Genomic DNA, 19,889 nt, shown 5'->3' on the forward strand with positions numbered 1-19,889 from the left:
CGCTTAGCGGCGGATGCCCAGACGCGTGATCAGGTCCTGGTAACGGGCCTCATCCTTCGACTTGGTGTAATCCAGCAGCTTGCGGCGCTGTGCGACCATCATCAGAAGGCCACGACGCGAGTGGTTGTCCTTCTTGTGGGTCTTGAAATGCTCGGTCAGGGTCGAGATGCGCGAGGTCAGGATTGCAACCTGCACTTCGGACGAACCGGTGTCGCCTTCCTTGGTCGCGAATTCCTTGATCAGGCGGGCTTTTTCTTCGGGCGTGATCGACATCGGGATCTCCTTTGAAAGGTTAGGGGTGATGGCGCAGGCCGGGATGTCGTCCAGCAGGGCCCGTGGAGGCTCCGCCCAAGGCTGGGCGGATGGGCGCGTATAGGGTGATTCCGCGCCAAGGAAAAGGAAAAAGATTGGTGTCTGGGCGCGCTACTTCTCGGGCACCATCGCATTGCGGTCAGCATCTGCCGAGATTTCCTCGATCAGATCGGTTGCAAAGTTGCCGATCACCGGGATGAACTCCACCTGGCTGAGGACCAGCACGACCACAGACACCAGCGCACCGCCACCGATCACGCCGCCCAGACCAAAGGCCAGACCGCGCAGGAACTGAAACCACACCAGTTTGATCATGTTGTCGTGCAGTCGAACGAATTTCAGCTGCAGAACCGATTCCATCGCATTCGCCAGCCGTTCGGTGTCATGTGCCAGCTTGTCGTCCCTTGGGGTATCAGTCATCAGAATATCGCTTTTCTCGGGGCCAAAGCGCTGGCCCGGTTGCATAAGGCACATAGAGCGGATGTCGTGGATGGCCATCCTTGGTCAAGCCAAGATGCCACAACTGCGGCAGCACCTGCGCCACGCGGCGACCCTGCCCCAGATGGGCACCGTGCACACCCCAAGCGGCAATCGTCATCTCGGCCCCCTGCCCCCAGCGGTGCAGGATTTCGTCGTTGCCCCCGCCGACAGGATCCGTTGCGGCCTTCAGGTCCTGTGGCCGTGTCGCCCGCAGGCCGAACAGGTTGGCAATCCGGAACCCGCCATAGCCCATGGCCCGCGTGCGGCGCTCACAGCGTTCGATGGTTGGATCATTGCGCAGTTCCGTCGCGGTCGACGGGTTCAGCATCACGAACAGAACCACACCACCGGCATCGTCCCAGATCCGCGACAGACCGTAACGGTAACGCTCGCAGGGGCTATAAATCGCCTCTGAAAGGGTCGCCCCATCGGTATGTACGCGGGTGATCATCGTCGCGAGGGTTAAACCGGTGCGACAAAGACACGGGTGGGGTGCAGCTCTCCGCCCTTGTAGATACCCACGGCCACAGCGCGGCCATCCAATGCGGCCCAGCATTCGTCGCCGTATTCCACGTCCGAGCTGATCACCATGCCGGGGTTGCCGTTGCGTAGCTTGGCGGCCGCTTCGGCCCCACAGGGTACTTGCGGCAAATCGGCCAGACCGATCTCAAGCGGCTGCACATACGCATCGAGTTCCGGCGTGCGGGCCAGCTTTTCTACCTCGTCCAGCGTGATGCCATCCGCCGCATCGAACGGGCCGGACCAGGTCCGCCGCAATTCACGCACATGGCCATAGCAGCCGAGTTTTTCGCCGAGGTCCCGCGCGATGGAACGGACATAACCGCCCTTGCCGCAGACCATTTCCAGCGTCACGTGGTCAATGTCGGGACGACCCAGCATGATCAGAGAGTCGACAAACAGATCCCGCGCCGCGATCTCCATCGACTCGCCATCGCGGGCGCGCTTGTAGGCGCGTTCGCCGTCGATCTTCACCGCTGAAAACTGCGGCGGGACCTGCTGAATGTCGCCGACAAAGCTGTGGAGCGCCTCCTTGATCTCCTCATCCGTCGGGCGCAGATCCGAGGTTTTCAGGACTTCGCCATCGGCATCGTCGGTGTTGGTGGCCACCCCCAGACGCACGGTGAACACATAGGCCTTCAGCGCGTCGGTGATGTAGGGCACGGTTTTTGTCGCCTCGCCCAATGCCACAGCCAGCACCCCGGTCGCGTCCGGATCAAGCGTGCCGGCGTGGCCTGCCTTCTTGGCATCCAGCGCCCAGCGAACCTTGTTCACCACGGCGGTCGAGGTCAGGCCCGCAGGCTTGTCCACCACCAGCCAACCGGAAATATCGCGCCCCTTGCGGCCTCGTGCCATGCTGTTCGTCCCTTATAGATAAGGGCGGTCGCGTAGCAGCGCCCCCGCGCACTGTCAACGCGGCTGTAGTTCGGGTTGGGGCGATTTAGTTGCAATTCCCGCAAGACAATCTGACGTAGCACGCAGGGTGCCAGCCAGCTGAACCGCGCCCACCGCGCGCGAAACCGGACTGCGGACCCGGCAAAGACAGCTCCCATTCACAGTCTGCCTGCGGTCGATACCGGGCCGGGTCGACAAGCCTCAGTCCAGCCGTCGCGCCTCGTCCAGCAGCATCACCGGAATCCCGTCGCGGATCGGATAGGCCAGACGGGCGCGGCGGCTGATCAGCTCCTGCGCCTCGGCGTCATAAAACAATGTGGCATGGGTCTGCGGGCAAATCAGCGCCTCAAGCATGCGGCGGTCGAACATTGGCTCGCTCATTGCATCAACCCGTCATCGGTTCCACCGCGAAGGGCATACTCGATCAGCGTCACAAGGGTCTCCCGCCGGGTGCTCAGCGACGGCGCCTCAAGCAGAGCCTGCTTGTCCTCTGGATCGAAATCCAGCAGCATCGACAATGAATTGACCAGCAGTTCGTCGTCGGCCTCTTTCAGGGTGTCCCAGTCAGCCGACAGGTCGCGGGCATCAAAAAACCGCTCGAGCAGCGTCAGGAACTTGGGCCGGTTGAACGCCCGGTCCTCATCGGCATCGTCGCAAAGATCCTGCTCAAACCCGTCCCAGCTGACCTCGCAGCGCCGATAGGGTGTGAAGCCGTCGACCTCTTTCTGCACCCGAAAGCGCGAAACTCCGGCAAGCGTGATCATGTATCGCCCGTCTTCCGTCTCGGAAAACTGGCTGATCCGGCCCGCGCAGCCGATCCTGTGCAGACCGTCCTTGTCCCGTCCGGGCACGGCATTTGGCTGCACCATCCCGATCAACCGCGCATCGGTCTTGAGCGCGTCATCGAACATCTGCAGATAGCGCGGCTCGAACAGATGCAGCGGCAAGCGGGAGCGCGGCAACAACAGCGCGCCCGGCAGGGGAAAGACCGGGATCAGATCCGGCAGATCAGTGAGATGTTTCATGACATCCTAGCTAGCCCGCGGGCGGTGTCAGGCAAACAGCATCGAGCTGAGTTTCCGCCGCCCTTTGAGAGCAATCGGATCATTTGGCTTGAGCGCGTCAAAAATGGTGAAGAGTTGCGCTTTCGCGGCGCCTTCGTTCCATTCGCGGTCGCGGCGGAAGGATTCAAGCAGCTGTTCGACCGCCCCTTCGATATCGCCCTTGGCATAGAGCGCCTGAGCCAGGTCAAGACGCGCCTGATGGTCGTCAGGGTTTGCCTCGACAGCGGCCAAAAGCTCGGCCACCGGACCAGCATTTTCGGCCTGACGGGCCAGCAGCAGTTGTGCATGGGCGGCTTCGAGCTCAGGTGCCTTGGAAATTTCGATCGGGGCGCCGTTCAGGATCGCTTCGGCCTGATCCAGTTCACCCATGGCGATATGGCAGCGTACCAGACCACCATAGGCGGCTGCGTGGTTCGGCTCTTCACCAAGGATGGCCGTGAATATCTGCACGGCATCTGTGGCGGCACCCTGCTCCAGCATCTCTTCGGCGGCGGCCACGGCTTCGTCGAGTCCACCGCTGGCGTCGCCGCCGGCTTGCTTCACCACACGCTCGACAAAGGCTTTCATCTCGGACTGGGGCACTGCGCCCTGAAAACCATCAATCGGCTGGCCCTTGTAGAACGCATAGACTGTCGGGATTGATTGAATCTGCAACTGCGCCGCGATCTGCTGCGCCTCGTCGATATTGACCTTGGCCATCGTCACGGCACCCTTGGCCGCATTCACTGCCTGTTCAAGCTGCGGGCCGAGCGTCTTGCACGGGCCGCACCAAGGCGCCCAGAAATCGACGATAACCGGCACATCCCTGGAGGCTTCGATGACCTCTTTCATGAAATCCCGCTCGGCCACGTCCTTGACATGGTTCTGTTGCGGCTTGGCGGTGCCCGTTCCCAATTCGATCATCGAAAAATCCCCTTTGCCCGGAATGGCTGTTGCCCGTTTAGATGGCGCAAGGGGCATTGCGTTGCAAGGGGTGCGCCAGAGACCCTGAACGGAAAAGCTGCGCGATCCCGCAAATCACGACCAGTTTCCTGCAGGAATATCGGATCGCGCACATCCCGGTCCGCGCATTCCAGTGCAGCCGCGACCCCGAGCCATCCGGGCATCTGCGGCGTGCAGCGGGGTTGCTAAAGGTCGAAAGTGGCAAGGACCGGAGCGTGATCGCTTGGCTGTTCCCATCCGCGTACAGCGCGTAGAACACGGCTGGAATGGGCAGAGGCCGAAATGTCTGACGTAGCCCAGATGTGATCCAGTCTGCGGCCCTTGTCTGCCGCGTCCCAGTCGGGCGAACGGTAGGACCACCAGGAATAGAGCTTGCCCTGCGGAATGTCCTGCCGGGTAATATCGACCCAGTTACCGGCCTCTTGCACGGCGCTCAGATGATCAACTTCAATCGGAGTATGCGAGACGATTTTCAACAGCTTCTTGTGATCCCAGACGTCATCCTCGCGCGGGGCGATGTTGAGATCGCCCACAAGGATCGCCTTTTCCGGGCGCTCGGCATGGAACCAGTCACGCATCTCTGTCAGGTAGTCGAGCTTTTGACCGAACTTTTCATTGACCGTCCGGTCCGGTTTGTCGCCGCCAGCGGGGACGTAAAAGTTGTGGATCACCACACCGTTCTCAAGCCGCCCCGCCACATGGCGCGCGTGCCCCAGAGAGGCAAAGTCCTTGTCGCCCATATCTTCGATCGGCAGTTTCGACAGGATCGCCACACCGTTGTAGCCTTTCTGCCCCCGCGCCACGACATGGGTGTACCCCAGCGTCGCAAAACCCTCGAGCGGCATCAGCTCCAGCGGACTCTTGCACTCTTGCAGGCACAGCACGTCCGGCGCCTCTTCGGTCATCAATTGCTGCACAAGGGCGGCACGCAGGCGGACCGAATTGATGTTCCAGGTGGCAAGAGTGAAGGGCATGGGAGTCTCCTTGGGCTATGCGCCGGGACCATGCCCCCGATGCGGCGCTGGGTGCAAGGCGGGATTAGGGGCGCTGCCCCTGCCCTGCGGATTCCCCGGAATATTTAGGGGCTGATGAAACGGAAGGCGTGGCTTTGACTTCAAATGGCTGAGTGCCTGTCCGCCAACAGTAAGAGGCTTTTCCAGCACCCTCAGATGATTTCATCCTCATCGAACAGGGCGGCGGCTTCGAGGTGTTCGCCCATGCCCTGTGCTGCGGCCTCGGCGTGTGCGGCGCGTTTCGGGATGGCGATGTGAAAGACGGCATCACCTTCGTTCACCACAGGCAGGTTGGTGCGCCCCACGACGATGCCGGTGTCCTGGGCCAGCACCTCGGCCTCGACCTCACCGAAGGGGTCCGAGATGATCCCCAGAACCGCACCGGCCTCGACATAGTCGCCGCTGGCCTTCAACGTCCGCAGCAACCCGCCCGTCGGCGCACGCGACCATGTGGAGCGTTCGCAGAACACCGGTGTACCGCGCGCGCGGGGTACACCCTTGGACGAGATCATGCCCAACTGGGACATCACCCGCAGGATGCCGGCCACCCCGGCGCGCGCCGCGAATTCGTCAAAGCGAAGCCCCTCGCCAGCCTCGTAGAGCAGCAGGTCAACGCCGCGCGCCTCGGCCTCGCCGCGCAGACTGCCGTCGCGCACCTTTGACAGCATCGTGACGGGTGCTGCAAAGGCCTCGCCCAAGGCGCGCAGCCGGTCGTTGCCCGGAGTCAGGCGGATCTGCGGCAGGTTGGTGCGCCCGACGGCAGCCGAATGCAAATCGATACCGATGTCACAGCGCGACACGACCTCTTTCATAAAGATATGTCCGAGGCGCGCGGCCAACGAACCCTCGGAGTGTCCCGGGAAGCACCGGTTCAGGTCGCGGCGATCGGGCAGATAGCGGGACTGGTTGAGAAAGCCGTAGGCATTCACGATAGGCACCGCGATCAGTGTGCCGGTCAGCCGCTGCAGCGGCGCGGCGCGCAGCAGGCGTCGTACAATCTCGGCACCGATCACTTCGTCACCGTGGATCGCAGCCGAGACGAACATTACCGGCCCCGCGCGACGCCCGTTGACCACATGTGCCGAAAGGGTGACGGGGGTGTGGTCGGACATGACCGATACCGGCAGATCGACCGTCCGGCGGCTGCCCGGCAGGATGATTTCGGTTCCGATTTCAAAGGGTGTGTTCATGCGGGTCCCTGACCATCTTGTTGTCGATAGAATCGCAAGAAAGCGGGGTTGGCAAGGGATCTGGCATTCTGGCCCGGATCGACATCTGCCGTTTAACAGAAGTGCGCGGAAAAGACGTGCATGTCGCCTGTCTGCGCTGCGCGGCCAAGGGGCAGCACAGCTTTTCTCTTATACCTGACGGCCGCGTGGTGCACCGAACAACCTGCCGCCTTCGGCCACGGCCACAAGGCTGAGCGAAAGCGCGCCAAGCCCCACAAAGCCCGTCAGCATCGGCACCAGAGAGCCGTTGTAGAAATACCCCACGACGCCGCCCAGAATACCGCCACCCAGTGTCTGCACCGTGCCCAGCACAGCCGAGGCGGTTCCGGCCACATGGCCCAGCGGATCCATCGCCAGAGAGTTGAAGTTCGTCGGGATAAAGCCGAACAGGCAGAATTGCGGGATCAGCAATGCGAGGAATAACCAGAACGGTGCCGCACCGCCAAAGCTGATCGCCACGCACAGGTGCAAAGCGGCGATCAGGGTGAACCCGGTAAGCGCCCCATGTGACAGACGCCGCGTTCCGAACCGCGCCACCAGCCGCGAGTTGGCAAAGCTCGATGCGGACATGAAGCAGGCCACGAGTGAAAAATACAAGGTGAAGGTCGGCCCGATGCCGTAGACCTGCGTATAGATCTGTTCGGCCTGCGCGATGAAGGCAAAGAGCACACCAAAGAATGCACCCGTCGCCAGCGTGTAGCCAAAGGCCTGACGGTTGGTGAAGATGATGCGGAACGCCTCAAACACGCGCTTGGCCGTCAGTTCGCGCCGATCCTCGGGGTGGAGCGTTTCCGGCAGGCGGATCCATGCCCAGGCAAAGGCGCCGACACCCAGCAGGAACATGACTGCTGACAGTTCGCGCCATGTGCCGAACACCAGGATCGCCGAGCCAAGGTTAGGCGCAAAGACCGGCATTACCATGAAGACCATCATCACCAGCGACATGACCGAAGCCATCTTTGGCCCACGAAACCGGTCACGCACGACCGACAGCGCGACGACACGCGTTGCGGCGGCGCCAATGCCCTGAATGACCCTAAGTCCGACCAAAATGCCGAAGGTGGGCGTAAAAATTGCCGCAAAAGCCGCCGCCACATAGATACCAAGGCCGACAAACAGAACCTTGCGCCGCCCGAACCGGTCCGACAGCGGGCCATAGATGATTTGCGCGCCGCCAAAACCCAGCACATAGGCGGTAATCACCCATTGGCGCTGGTTATCGCTGGTCACGCCCAGCGCACTGCCAACGTCCGTCAACGCCGGGATATAGACGTCGATGGCCGCCGCATTCAGCGCCATCAGAAGTGCGATGATCGCCACGAATTCCCAATAGGGCAGGCTTTTTGTGTGGCTGGCACGCAATTCGGTGTCGCTCGCTGTAGTCATGGCCATGCGGCTGTCTTTCTATCGGCTGGGCATTCAATGAGAACCTAAATCCGTGGACGCGCCATACTTGTACAACGCCGACTCGCCCCAAGCGGATTGTCTTGGGGTACGGTATCCGCTTTGCTATACCAAACGGTTCACTTTTACAGCCACTTCCGTGTCGCGGTTAACGGAGTTGCATCTGGCGCATGGCTTGGAATTATTTGCGTACAAGCGTTCTGGACCACGCTAACCCGCACTAGGTAGAGCAAAATTTACCCCGCCCCATGGTTCGGGCGCGTTAACGGCCCTAGTTGGCCTTGACCGCGCTGAAGTCGGGATCACACGCACCCATCGACACCGGCATATATATCTCTGTCACTCCGGCGCCCATGCCGACCAGTTCCGACAGGACAGCTTCATAGATCGCAACGGCAACTTGGACGAGCGTGATGCCCGTCATCCTGTAGGTCTCGAAAGAATAGATGCACAACCGAAATGCGCTGATCTCTTGCTAAAATGCAAGTATGTTCAAAGAGAGTCAGAATTTCTCTAAATACTTCGTCTAATGTCTCGCGGGGTCCAATTAGCGACCGCAAACGGTCGCCACGCACAAAAGCGGCCCCGGCAAACGTACCGGGGCCGATTGCCTCAGCTTTCGGCGGCCATCGCTCCGGCGATCTTCTGGGAAACAAAGCCGAACACGTTGCCGATAATCAGGGAAACCAGAACGATAAAGGCGGCTTTGGCCATGGCGCCGGCATCACCGATTGCCACACCTGTCAGCAGTGCGAAAGCAGCGGTGGCGGCATATCCGTAAACACCCGCCGGGATGGTCGACAGGGCTGCAGAATGTGCCCCAAGCACAAGAACAGCCACCGAAACTCCGACAATGCCCGAAGTCACCGCGACAGAGCCGCCAACCGTTCCGACTATGATCAAGGTGACAGCGGCGATAACCACGCCCCAGATATGGTTAGTGGCAGATTTGGTCAGCCCTTCGGTACCGCCTCCGGTATGGAAAAAGCTTCCCCAGCCGATGAACAGCGCCCAGACCTGTAGTCCAAGAGCGGTGCCAAGGCACAGGTAGGTTGCGACCGCGGCAAGCACGCCGATCGAGATCGCAAGCGCATTTATCATATTCATGTTTTGTCCCTCCCAATTTGGTAAGCGGCCGCCACTATTTTGGGCATTCCGCTACGTCAACCTATCGATTCGACAAAACACTCCTAGTTCGACAAAGGTTTATGCAGAATTTTTTGCCAAAAATGGGTATAATTTCCGCCCGCCGGATTTTTACAGAGGTCGCTGTGTCGGCCTACAAACAGTCCGGCGCCGGATAATTGTCACAGGTTGAGCGCGTACGCACAGAGATCGCTGATGCCGACGATGCATATGCGGCAGAATGCAGCCAGACAGTGCGGCCGTCGCCCTAAACATAGCCCCTCAGCATACGAAGACTGCGCATCCTCCCAACTTCGCACCGACTTCAGACGGCCTGCTTCTTCGGGAAGCCGAAGGTTTCCGCCACGACCCCTCTGGCCGGTTGATTCATGTCAACGACAGGCCGTAGCAACAGTGGTCCCACTGACAACCGAGCCCCGAAACGATCTGAGAACAGGGGACCAAGCCTGACCACTCCGAAGAGGAATACCAGATGTCACATACCCCGCATGAACTCGCCGAAGACTTTCCCGAGCACAGCGACAAGATCAGCAGCCTGCAAAAATCCAACACCCATTTCGCGCGCCTCGCCGATGACTATCATGCAGTCAATCGCGAGGTACATCGGGCGGAAACCGACGTCGCCCCGACATCCGACCAGCACCTTGTGGACCTGCGTAAAAACCGCGCGGATCTGAAAGATCAGATATACAAATACCTTGTGGCCTCCTGATCAGGGTTCGGCCTTGCTGATCCGATCATAGAGACCGCACGTTTTCCCAAGATACCGAAAGGAGTCCCGCGCGCCGTGAACGATCCGGACCGACAATCCCAGAATTCCGCGCGGGACCCGCAACCGGGGGCTCCGCGCTTTGCGCCGCCCACACCGGCCTTGATCCGTCAGGCTCTGGCGCTCGGATGGTCTGATCTGCGCCGCGCGCCGCTATTTGGCCTGGCCTTCGCGGCCGTCTATATGCTTGGTGGCTGGCTGATGGCTTTGGTCACGGTAAAGACCGGGACCACCTTCTGGCTAATCTTGGCGATCTTCGGCTTTCCGTTGCTGGGGCCTTTTGCTGCTGTCGGCCTTTACGAGGTGTCGCGCAGGCTTCAGACCGGACAGCCGCTGGACTGGGGCGGTGTTCTGGGCGTGATCCTGCAGCAACGCAAGCGGCAGCTCCCGCTCATCGGGGCGACCATCATCTTCATCTTCCTGTTCTGGTTCTTTCTGGGCCACATGATTTTTGCCCTGTTCATGGGGCTGTCGGTGATGACCAATATATCGAGTTCGCTCGCAGTTTTCCTCACGCCCAACGGACTGGCAATGCTGGCATTCGGCAGTGCCGTCGGGGCGGTCTTTGCGCTTCTGCTCTACATGATCACCGTGATGTCGCTGCCGATGCTGCTCGATCGCGAAGTGGACGTGGTCACGGCGATGGCGTCCAGTTTCAGCCATGTGGCTGCTTATCCCCTGACGATGCTGGGATGGGCCGCGGTCATCGCGGTATCGACGCTGATCTCTCTCTTGCCACTTTTTCTCGGCCTTGTTGTCGTGCTGCCCTTGCTGGGTCACACGACCTGGCATCTCTACAGCCTATCGGTGCTGCCGTCAGACCGGCCCGGGCCAACGATAGGCTGAACACAGGCTGGACCGAACAAATCCATAGCCCATCCTATGGGCCGACGCCGCGGCTGTGTTGTGCCCCAGCGGGCGGTCGTTGCCCCCAGAATGCTGTCCAAGCAGACCTCTGCCGGGCATAAAAAAGCCCCGCCAACCGGCGGGGCTTGTGAAATGCGTCGCGGATGCGGCAGGGGTCAGCCGGGCAGTTTGGCCATCCGCAGGTAGGGCAGCACTGTCTTGAACGTGCCAAACTTGGCTTTTGCATCCTCGGCGTTGACGGATGTCGGGATCACCACGTCCTGACCGACTTCCCAGTTCGCGGGGGTTGCGACAGAGTGCTTGGCCGCCGTCTGCAACCCGTCCAGTGCCCGCAGAACTTCGGCAAAATTACGCCCCACATTCATCGGATAGGTCATCGACAGCTTCAGCTTCTTGTCCGGCCCGACGATGAAAACCGACCGCACCGTGGCGGAATCGTTCGGCGTGCGGCCTTCGGGCAGATAGGCCTCGGCGGGCAGCATATCAAAGGCCTTGGCGACCGCCAGATCCTCATCCGCGATGATCGGAAAGCCCGCCTTGGCGCCGCCTGCCGTCTCGATGTCGGTCTTCCACTTCTTGTGATCCTCGACACCGTCAACCGAAATGCCGATCACCTTGGTGCCGCGCTTGGCCCATTCATCAGCCAGCTGTGCGACCGCGCCGAATTCGGTGGTGCAGACGGGTGTGAAATCCTTGGGGTGGCTGAACAGGATCGCCCAGCTGTCACCGATCCAGTCGTGCAGCTTGATTGTTCCCTGGTCAGTTTCGACCGTCATATCCGGAATCGTGTCGTTAATGCGCAGGCCCATGATTGCCCCTCCATGCTTGGTTGCGGTTAAGGTTAACATAGTCCCTGCAAGTCGCATTTGCATCCCTTGAAGTGCAGCAAGGGCAGTGACAATATATGATCAAATCCCCGCGGCATCCGCCCGGGAGGAAACACTCAGACGGGAGAATCAGGATGATCGAGAAACGCCAGTTCTACATCAACGGGGCTTGGGTCGATGCGATCGACGGGACCGATTATCAGGTCATCAACCCCTCGACCGAAGAACCCTGCGCCGTGATCGCCCTGGGCGGTCAGGCTGACACCGACGCCGCTGTCGCCGCCGCAAAGGCCGCCCTCCCGGGCTGGATGGCAGCGCCCCCGGCAGAACGCATCGCCTATGTCGAAAAACTGCTCGAAGTATACAATCGCCGGGCCGAGGAAATGTCCCAGGCGATGAGCCTTGAGATGGGCGCGCCCATCGACATGGCGCGATCTGACCAGACCGGCGCCGGATCGTGGCACCTGCAGAACTTCATCGACGCCGCCAAGGCCTTTGATTTCGAGGCACCGCTGAATGACCACACCCCCGAAGACCGCATCATCCACGAAGCCGTCGGCGTCACCGCGCTGATCACTCCGTGGAACTGGCCGATGAACCAGGTCACGCTCAAGGTCGGCGCGGCGGCTGTTGCAGGCTGCACGATGGTGCTGAAACCGTCCGAGGAATCGCCCCTAAACGCCATGCTCTTCGCCGAGATGATGGACGAGGCCGGTTTCCCTGCGGGCGTCTTCAACCTTGTGAACGGTGATGGCGTCGGCGTCGGTTCACAGCTTTCGTCGCACCCGGACGTGGATATGGTGAGCTTCACCGGCTCGACCCGTGCGGGCAAACTGATATCTAAGGCCGCCGCCGACACGCTCAAGCGTGTGCATCTGGAACTGGGCGGCAAGGGTGCGAACCTCATCTTTGCCGATGCCGATGACAAGGCCGTTAAACGCGGCGTCCGTCATATGATGGAAAACACAGGCCAGTCCTGTAACGCACCTTCCCGCATGATGGTCGAGGCCCCGATCTACGACCGCGTCGTGACCGAGGCCGCCGAGGTCGCCAAATCCATCAAGGTCGGCCCCGCCTCCGAAGCGGGCCGCCACATCGGACCGGTCGTCAATGCCGTGCAATGGGGCAAGATTCAGGACCTGATCCAGAAAGGCATCGACGAAGGCGCCCGCCTTGTCGCCGGTGGCCCGGGCCGCCCCGAGGGCCTGAACCGCGGTTTCTACGTCCGCCCCACGGTCTTTGCCGACGTGACCCCGGACATGACCATCGCGCGCGAGGAAATCTTTGGCCCCGTGCTGTCGATCATGAAGTTCGATACCGAGGAAGAAGGCCTGCGGATCGCCAACGACACGCCCTATGGTCTGACAAACTATGTCCAGACCCAGGATGGTGCCCGCCGCAATCGGCTCGCCCGTAAACTGCGCTCTGGCATGGTTCAGATGAACGGCAAGTCCCGCTCGGCAGGCTCGCCCTTTGGCGGGATGAAGCAATCCGGCAACGGTCGCGAAGGTGGCCATTTTGGCATCGTCGACTTCCTCGAAGTCAAGGCCGTCTCTGGCTGGGCTCCCGAATAAGCGCTCCGCTTATTCCAAAAGGCGGCACGCACCCGTTGCGTGTCGCCCCACAACGACCACAAAGCCACTCACATAGATCGACGCAGGGGGCGCTTCACTGGCCCCGGCTTCTTCTCTTTCCAAATATGCAAGCAAACACGCCCGCCAGAGGCGCTCTGGCTCAGAACGGCGCGGGCAGGCGAAATTTGACGCCTTCGCCACCCTCGGGGTGGCGCAACCGCAACTCCTGCGCATGTAACATCATCCGGGGAAATTCAGCCGCACGTTCCGGCATGTAAAGCGGATCGCCCAGGATCGGATGCCCCAGCGACAGCATGTGGACGCGCAGTTGATGACTGCGCCCCGTATGCGGCATCAACTGCACGCGGCTTTCATCGTCACCGGCTTTCATCACCCGCCAGTCGGTCTGGGCAGAACGTCCCTCGGCATGATCGACCTTCTGCAAAGGCCGGTTCGGCCAGTCCACCTTCAGCGGCAAATCCACGGTCCCGGTCTTCGGTTCCAGCCGCCCGGCCACACGGGCCAGATACGTTTTCTTGACCATCCGCTTTTCGAACTGCAGCCCCAGATGCCGCTGCGCATAGGGCGTCAGCGCAAAGATCATGACCCCAGATGTGTCCCGGTCCAGCCGATGCACCAGCAGCACCTGCGGAAAGGCAAGCTCAAGCCGCGCGATCAGGCAGTCGGTCAGCCCTTCGCCCTTGCCCGGTACCGACAGCAGACCGGCGGGCTTGTTCACCACAAGCAGTTCCTGATCTTCGTGCAGGATCTCGATCGGGTCGCTGGGGGGCGCATACTCTGTCATCATTCCCCCCCATGACAAAAGCGCCGCTAACCCGCAAGGGCCAGCGGCGCGCCTCTTTGCCCCGGTCGACGTCAGGCCTTGGGCCGCGCGCCTTCGGGATCGTACATCGGCCGGGCGGACACGTCGGCGCGCACACGGCGCCCCGCTACGTCAATCTCGTAGAGTGATCCCAGCACCGTGGCCAGATCCTCACCCGCACAAGGCACATAGCCCAGACCCACAGCCCCGCCCAAGGAATGCCCATAAGCCCCTGAGCTCACATGGCCGACGATGACCCCATCACGCAGGATCGGCTCGTTGTGATAAAGCAGCGGTTCGGGATCCGTCAGGCGGAATTGCAGCAACCGACGTTGCAGGCCCTCTTGGCGTTTTTGCAGCACCGCATCCCGGCCGATGAAATCGCAGCCCTTGCCGGTCTTGACCGCAAAGCCCAACCCCGCCTCCAGCACATGATCTTCGCAGGTGATATCATGCCCGAAATGCCGGAACGCCTTTTCCGCACGGGCGCAATCCATCGCATGCAGGCCACACAGGGTCACGCCATGCGCCGCCCCGGCCTCCATCATCGTCTCGAACACATGCGCGGCCATATCGGCGCTAACGTAAACCTCCCAGCCCAGCTCGCCCACATAAGACACCCGATGCACCCGGGCGAGGCCCATGCCGATCTCGATTTCTTGCGCAGTGCCAAAGGGGTTCACCGCGTTTGAGAAATCCGCCGGTGACACCGCCTGCAGGACGTCCCGCGCCTTGGGCCCCATCACCGCCAGAACGCCTTCGCCGGCGGTCACGTCAGTGATCACCACCGCCGCATCGCCCAGATGACGCCGCAGCCATGCTTCATCCGCCAGGCGCGTCGCCGCCGGGGTCACCACCAGATAGGCCCTCTCGGACAATCGGGTGACGGTCACATCCGCCTCGATCCCGCCGCGCGCATTCAGGAACTGGGTGTAGACGATCCGCCCCACCGGGACGGCGACGTCATTGCCGCAGATCCGGTTCAGAAAGGCTTCTGCATCGCGCCCCTCGACTCGCAATTTGCCAAAGGACGACATGTCGTACACCCCGACCCCGGTGCGCAGGGCACGGTGTTCGGCGGCGATGTTGTCAAAAAAGCTCTGCCGTTTCCAGCTGTAGTCATACTCAGCCGCCTGCCCCGGTGCCGCATACCAGTTGGCGCGCTCCCATCCCGACAGCTCGCCGAAAACCGCGCCACGGGCGGCAAGCTGCGCATGGAAGGGCGAGCAGCGCACACCCCGGGCCGAGGCCTTTTGGCGATAAGGGAAATGATCGGCATAGAGCAGGCCAAGCGTTTCGGTCGCGCGTGCGGCAAGGTAACGGCGGTTGCCCTGAAACGGCTCCATCCGGGAAATGTCCACATCACCCAGATCAAACGGCTTTTCACCCGACTCCATCCACTGCGCCAGCGCCATACCCGCACCGCCCGCCGACTGGATGCCGATCGAGTTAAAGCCTGCCGCGACCCAGACATTGTCCATCTCGGGCGCGCGGCCAAGGTGGTAGGCGTCGTCGGGGGTAAAGCTTTCGGGGCCGTTGAAAAAGGTGTGGATGCCCGCACTGGCAAGCATCGGCATACGGGCGACGGCCTGTTCCAGGATCGGCTCGAAATGATCGAAATCCTCGGGCAACTGATCAAACTCGAAACTCTCGGGGATGCCATCCAGCGCCCAGGGCTTTGAAACCGGCTCGAATGCGCCAAGCAGGATCTTTCCCGCGTCTTCCTTGTAGTAGGCACATTCATCCGGCACCCGCAGCACCGGAAGCTGGGTCAGCCCGGCGATGGGCTCCGAGACGATGTAGAAATGTTCGCAGGCCTGCAGCGGCACGTTGACGCCCAGCATCCGGCCGACTTCCCGACCCCACATTCCGGCACAGTTGACCACATGATCGCAGGTGATCTGGCCGGATTCTCGACCTTCGGCCTGATACTCGACGGCCGTAACCCTTTGGCCATTGCGGGTGATGCCCATGGCCTTTGTACGCTCAGAAATGACCGCGCCGCGCATGCGGGCACCTTTGGCAAGCGCATGGGCGATATTGCCCGGATCACCCTGTCCATCTTTGGGCAGGTAGACCCCGCCAAGAATGCCATCGGTGTTGAGATGGGGATATTTTGCCTTGATCTCTGCCGTGCCGATCTCGTCTATCTCAACCCCGAAGGCGCGGGCCATGGCGGCAGATCGGCGCAGTTCTTCGTGGCGTTCAGCCGTCAGGGCGACAGTGATCGAGCCGACCCGCTTGAACCCAGTGGCAACGCCTGTTTCGGCTTCGAGCGCGCCGTAGAGTTCCTGCGAATATTTTGCCAGACGCGTCATGTTGGCCGTGGCGCGCAGCTGCGCAATCAATCCCGCTGCGTGCCAGGTAGTGCCGGAGGTCAGCTGCTTGCGTTCCAGTAGCACAACATCGGCCCAGCCCAGTTTCGTGAGGTGATAAGCGACGGAACAGCCGATGATGCCGCCGCCGATGATAACGACGCGGGCGTGGCTTGGAAGGGTCATGTTGTGCCTTTCATCGGGGGGCTTTGAAGGATTCGGCTACGGATCATTCCAACTTGTATCCGGCGGCCGTGAGAGACTGCGCCACCGCAGCAATATGCGCCGGGCCGACTTCGCAGCATCCGCCGATCAGCGTCGCGCCTATGTCGGCCCAACGCAGAACATGGTCTGCATAGATTTCGGGCGTAAGATCGCGCCGCGCTGAAAGGCTCTCCACGGTGGGCTTGTCCAGCAAGAATTCGGGGGTGATCCGTTCGAACCCATTGGCATAGGCGCCAAAGGGAAGGCTTGCGTGCGAAAGGATTTGCAGGGCGGCGGGGATCGCCTCCGGGGCGGAGCAGTTCACGAGGATGGCCTGCGCGCCGCCCTGTGCAATTTCCTGCACGGCGGCAAGCGGTTCACCCGAACGCAGGCGGGTGCCGTCGGTGTCCATCACGGTGAGGGATAGCCAGACAGGTAAGCCCGCCGAAGACGCACCTTTCAGCACGCTGCGCGCGTGATCAAGCGAAGCAACAGTTTCGCAGATCAGCAGATCGCAACCCGGGGTCAAAATTTGGGCGACCTCGGCATAGAGGGGAATGGCCTCTTCTGCCGGGGGGTGCAGATCGGGGCGATAACTGGCCCGCAGAGGCCCGAGACAGCCCGCGGCAAGGCCGCCGCCAGCGCGGTCACGGGAGGCGACGGCCTGATCCACAGAAGTGCGCAGGAGAGCTGCGAAACGGTCCTCATACCCTGTTCCGACAAGGCGGTCGCGGTGGACTGCATAGCTGTTCGTCTTGGCCATGCGCGCGCCTGCGGCGAAAAAGTCGTCATGGACAGCACCGACCAGATCGGGCGTATCGATCATCACCTGAGTGGCCCAAAGCGGTGTCGGTGCACCGCCCGCGCGGTGGATCAGCTCCTGCCCCATGCCGCCGTCCATCAGAGTAATCACGCTCATGGCCGGGCTCCTGCGCAAAGCGATCTGTTATGGTTGTTCAAGCAGGGCCTGACCGCCGAGTTACCACGGGGTGGGATGCAAGGGCGGAACGAACGCAAAATTGTCCCATTGAAGGAGGTAAGCATCAACTGCGTATCCTTTTGTTTTCGGGGTCCCAGAGCGGTTGGTCGGCCTGCACGGTGGCCGTGTGCCGTTTGCCGAAAATCTCGACCTCGACCTTTGTGCCGGGGGTGGCAAGATCGGGGCGCAGCATGCCCAGCGCGATGGATGCGTTGACGCGGTAGCCCCATGCGCCGCTGGTGCTTTCGCCGACAACTGCGCCATCGTGCCAGAGGGTGGACATTGAGGGCGCATCGCAGTCCCCGCCGTCGATGACCAAAGTGACAAAGCGTTTCCCCGGGCCGCGCGCCTGTTCCGAGGCAAGCGCGGCCTTGCCGGGGAAATCCTGCGGCTTGTCGAGTTTGACAAAGCGGTCGAGACCGGCCTCGAACATCGTATAGTCGGTGGACAGGTCACCCTTCCACGCGCGGTAGCCTTTTTCGATCCGCAGCGCGTTCAGCGCGAACATCCCGAAGGGTTTAATGCCGAAAGGTGCGCCTGCCTGCATCAGCATATCGTAGATAATGGCGGTATCGGCCGTCTTTGAATGCACCTCCCACCCCAGTTCACCGGCGAAACTGACACGGACAAGCTGAACCCATATACCGTTCAGCTGGGCCGATTGGTGCGTGAGCCAGGGCAGCGTCAGGTCGGCGTCGGTCAGGGTGGCGAGGATGTCGCGGGATTTCGGGCCGGTGAGGATCTGGCAAGAGAATTCCGTGGTCACGTCGGTCAGGGCAAAGGCCGCGTCCTTGGGGATATGCGATTGCAGCCATTCCAGATCATGCCACTGGGCCACCGCTGCGGTGATGAGAAAGAAAAAGTCATCCGCCAGCCGCATTGCCGACATTTCGGTCACGATCCGGCCCCGGTCGTCGGCGAAATAAAGCAGGCCGATGCGCCCGACCTTGGGAATACCACCCGTACAAAGGCCGCGCAGGTATTCGGCGGCGCCATCCCCCTGCAGGCGGAAGCGTGAAAACCCCGGCAGGTCGAGCAGGCCTGCGGCGTCGCGCACGGCCTCACATTCTTCGCGGATACGTTGCTGCCATGGGCCGTCGCGGTGCCAGGTCTGGGTGGATTCCTCAGAGGTATCGTCGCCGGGCTGTGCATACCAGTTGGCGCGTTCCCAGCCGTTGTAGGCCCCCATCACGCCACCCAATGCGACCACCCGCCCGTGCGCGGGTGACAGTTTGCGATTCCGTCCAGCGGGCCAAGTATGGTGCGGAAAGTGCATGGCGTATTCGTGGCCGTAGGTCTCGACCGCCTTGTCATCGCAATACGCGGGGTCGGTGTAGTCGGTGAACCGCCGGGGATCGACGGCCCACATATCCCATTCGGTCCGCCCCTCGGTGACCCATTCAGCCAGCACCTTGCCCGCCCCGCCCGCCTGGGTGATGCCGAAGGTGAAGACGCAGGCCTCGAACGCGTCCGGCACGCCGGGCATGGGCCCAATCAGCGGCAGCCCGTCGGGCGCATAGGGAATGGGACCGTTGATCACCCGCCCCACGCCGCTGGCCCCCAGGATCGGAACCCGCGCCATCGCATCCTCGATATACCATTCCAGCCGGTCCAGATCGTCGGGATAAAGCTGAAAGCTGAAATCCTCGGGCATCGGGTCTTCGGGGGTGGTCCAGTGCGCGCGGCAATTCCGTTCGTATGGGCCAAGGTTGAGGCCGTTTTTCTCTTGCCGCAGGTAGTAGGAGGAATCGACGTCCCGCAGCAGCGGCAGTTTTCCGTTCTCGCGTGACCATGCCTCAAGCTCGGGAACCGGCTCGGTCAGGAAATACTGATGCGACATGACGGTCATCGGAACTGTGCGCCCGCCGTAAGGCTTGAACCACTCCCCGACTTTTTGCGCGTAGTATCCAGCTGCATTGACCACCTTTTCGCAGGTGATTTCGCCCTTTTCAGTCTCGACAACCCAGTGATCGCCTTCGCGCCGCACGCCAGTGGCGGGGGTGAACCGGTGGATCTGTGCGCCTGCCATCCGCGCGCCCTTGGCCAGCGCCTGCGTTAGCTGCGCCGGATCGATATCGCCGTCGTCGGGATCGTACAGGGCACCGGCCAGATCGTGGGTTTCAAGAAACGGATAGCGATCCTTCAGGTCCGAGACCTGCAACATTTCAAGGTCGAGCCCCTGATAGCGCCCCATGCCCCGGGCACGTTCGAACTCCATCATCCTCTCGGCGCTATGGCCAAGGCGGATCGACCCGGTGACGTGATAATTCATCGGATAGTCGACCTCCTCCGCCAGACGCCGGTAAAGCTGCAGCGAATAGCGCTGCATGTTCATCACCGCCCAGGAGGTAGAGAACGACGGACAGTTGCCCGCCGCGTGCCAGGTGCTGCCGGCCGTCAGTTCGTTCTTTTCCAGCAGGACGACCTCCCAGCCCGCCTTGGCTATGTGATAGGCGCAAGAGGCGCCAACGGCCCCGCCGCCAATGATGACCACGCGCGCCTGTGTCGGGAAATCGGCCATTTGTTTT

General features: G+C 61.6%; 20 protein-coding genes. 3 read left to right on the top strand and 17 right to left on the bottom strand.

The annotated features are described in order from the left end of the window. Positions 1-3 precede the first annotated feature (3 nt). The 12 genes from rpsO to CHB75_RS14935 form a co-directional block, all read right to left on the bottom strand. Positions 4-273 (bottom strand): 30S ribosomal protein S15, encoded by a 270-nt coding sequence (rpsO, locus tag CHB75_RS14880; protein ID WP_089271862.1) that lies wholly within the window; start codon positions 271-273, stop codon positions 4-6. 150 nt (positions 274-423) lie between these two features. Further along, positions 424-732, bottom strand: a complete 309-nt coding sequence (locus tag CHB75_RS14885) for a DUF5665 domain-containing protein (protein ID WP_089271864.1) — start codon at positions 730-732, stop codon at positions 424-426. Then, positions 725-1,243 carry a DUF1643 domain-containing protein gene (locus CHB75_RS14890; RefSeq protein ID WP_089271866.1) on the bottom strand — a complete coding sequence of 173 codons (519 nt, stop codon included), beginning with the start codon at positions 1,241-1,243 and terminating at the stop codon, positions 725-727. The genes CHB75_RS14885 and CHB75_RS14890 overlap by 8 nt, the downstream gene beginning before the upstream one ends. Positions 1,244-1,254: 11 nt before the next feature. Then, the gene (gene truB, locus CHB75_RS14895; protein WP_089271868.1) at positions 1,255-2,166 is read right to left on the bottom strand and encodes a tRNA pseudouridine(55) synthase TruB; all 912 of its coding nucleotides are present in this window, start codon (positions 2,164-2,166) and stop codon (positions 1,255-1,257) included. Between the two features lie 240 nt (positions 2,167-2,406). Next, positions 2,407-2,574, bottom strand: coding sequence for a Trm112 family protein (locus CHB75_RS14900; protein ID WP_425439505.1), 168 nt, complete (start codon positions 2,572-2,574; stop codon positions 2,407-2,409). Positions 2,575-2,582: 8 nt separating this feature from the next. Beyond that, positions 2,583-3,230, bottom strand: coding sequence for an LON peptidase substrate-binding domain-containing protein (locus CHB75_RS14905; RefSeq protein WP_089271872.1), 648 nt, complete (start codon positions 3,228-3,230; stop codon positions 2,583-2,585). A gap of 27 nt (positions 3,231-3,257) precedes the next feature. Beyond that, entirely contained in the window at positions 3,258-4,172 is a 915-nt protein-coding gene (trxA, locus tag CHB75_RS14910; RefSeq protein WP_089271874.1) for a thioredoxin, read from the bottom strand. A gap of 224 nt (positions 4,173-4,396) precedes the next feature. Further along, positions 4,397-5,185 (bottom strand): exodeoxyribonuclease III, encoded by a 789-nt coding sequence (locus CHB75_RS14915; protein WP_089271876.1) that lies wholly within the window; start codon positions 5,183-5,185, stop codon positions 4,397-4,399. 191 nt (positions 5,186-5,376) lie between these two features. Beyond that, on the bottom strand, positions 5,377-6,414 hold the full coding sequence (locus CHB75_RS14920; RefSeq protein ID WP_089271878.1) for a succinylglutamate desuccinylase/aspartoacylase family protein: 1,038 nt from the start codon (positions 6,412-6,414) through the stop codon (positions 5,377-5,379). A 168-nt stretch (positions 6,415-6,582) separates the two neighbouring features. After that, the gene (locus CHB75_RS14925; protein WP_217898795.1) at positions 6,583-7,845 is read right to left on the bottom strand and encodes a multidrug effflux MFS transporter; all 1,263 of its coding nucleotides are present in this window, start codon (positions 7,843-7,845) and stop codon (positions 6,583-6,585) included. A 283-nt stretch (positions 7,846-8,128) separates the two neighbouring features. Beyond that, on the bottom strand, positions 8,129-8,281 hold the full coding sequence (locus tag CHB75_RS21715; RefSeq protein ID WP_176439152.1) for a hypothetical protein: 153 nt from the start codon (positions 8,279-8,281) through the stop codon (positions 8,129-8,131). 188 nt (positions 8,282-8,469) lie between these two features. Further along, a complete protein-coding gene (locus CHB75_RS14935; RefSeq protein WP_089271882.1) occupies positions 8,470-8,964 on the bottom strand; it encodes a DUF1097 domain-containing protein in 495 nt (164 codons plus the stop codon). A 511-nt stretch (positions 8,965-9,475) separates the two neighbouring features. Between CHB75_RS14935 and CHB75_RS14940 the strand changes: the two genes are divergently transcribed. Together CHB75_RS14940 and CHB75_RS14945 are read left to right on the top strand one after the other, a co-directional pair. Then, on the top strand, positions 9,476-9,715 hold the full coding sequence (locus CHB75_RS14940) for an HP1242/YdcH family protein (RefSeq protein WP_089271884.1): 240 nt from the start codon (positions 9,476-9,478) through the stop codon (positions 9,713-9,715). A 75-nt stretch (positions 9,716-9,790) separates the two neighbouring features. Beyond that, entirely contained in the window at positions 9,791-10,618 is an 828-nt protein-coding gene (locus tag CHB75_RS14945; protein ID WP_089271886.1) for a DUF2189 domain-containing protein, read from the top strand. 176 nt (positions 10,619-10,794) lie between these two features. On the opposite strand, the gene CHB75_RS14950 is transcribed toward CHB75_RS14945, so the two are convergent. After that, positions 10,795-11,448: a peroxiredoxin gene (locus CHB75_RS14950; RefSeq protein WP_089271888.1), complete on the bottom strand. Its 654-nt coding sequence runs from the start codon at positions 11,446-11,448 to the stop codon at positions 10,795-10,797. Positions 11,449-11,600: 152 nt separating this feature from the next. On the opposite strand from CHB75_RS14950, the gene CHB75_RS14955 reads away from it, so the two are divergent. After that, a complete protein-coding gene (locus tag CHB75_RS14955; protein WP_089271890.1) occupies positions 11,601-13,040 on the top strand; it encodes an aldehyde dehydrogenase family protein in 1,440 nt (479 codons plus the stop codon). Positions 13,041-13,200: 160 nt separating this feature from the next. On the opposite strand, the gene CHB75_RS14960 is transcribed toward CHB75_RS14955, so the two are convergent. From CHB75_RS14960 to CHB75_RS14975, 4 genes are all read right to left on the bottom strand, one after another. After that, positions 13,201-13,848, bottom strand: a complete 648-nt coding sequence (locus tag CHB75_RS14960) for an RluA family pseudouridine synthase (protein ID WP_425439506.1) — start codon at positions 13,846-13,848, stop codon at positions 13,201-13,203. A gap of 68 nt (positions 13,849-13,916) precedes the next feature. After that, positions 13,917-16,364: a GcvT family protein gene (locus CHB75_RS14965; protein WP_089271892.1), complete on the bottom strand. Its 2,448-nt coding sequence runs from the start codon at positions 16,362-16,364 to the stop codon at positions 13,917-13,919. Between the two features lie 43 nt (positions 16,365-16,407). After that, a complete protein-coding gene (locus tag CHB75_RS14970; RefSeq protein WP_089271894.1) occupies positions 16,408-17,301 on the bottom strand; it encodes a homocysteine S-methyltransferase family protein in 894 nt (297 codons plus the stop codon). A 124-nt stretch (positions 17,302-17,425) separates the two neighbouring features. Continuing rightward, complete coding sequence (locus CHB75_RS14975; protein ID WP_089271896.1) at positions 17,426-19,882, bottom strand: GcvT family protein; 2,457 nt, start codon at positions 19,880-19,882, stop codon at positions 17,426-17,428. Positions 19,883-19,889: the final 7 nt, after the last annotated feature.

This window comes from Puniceibacterium sediminis (assembly GCF_900188035.1).
In the GTDB taxonomy this organism is placed as follows: domain Bacteria; phylum Pseudomonadota; class Alphaproteobacteria; order Rhodobacterales; family Rhodobacteraceae; genus Puniceibacterium; species Puniceibacterium sediminis.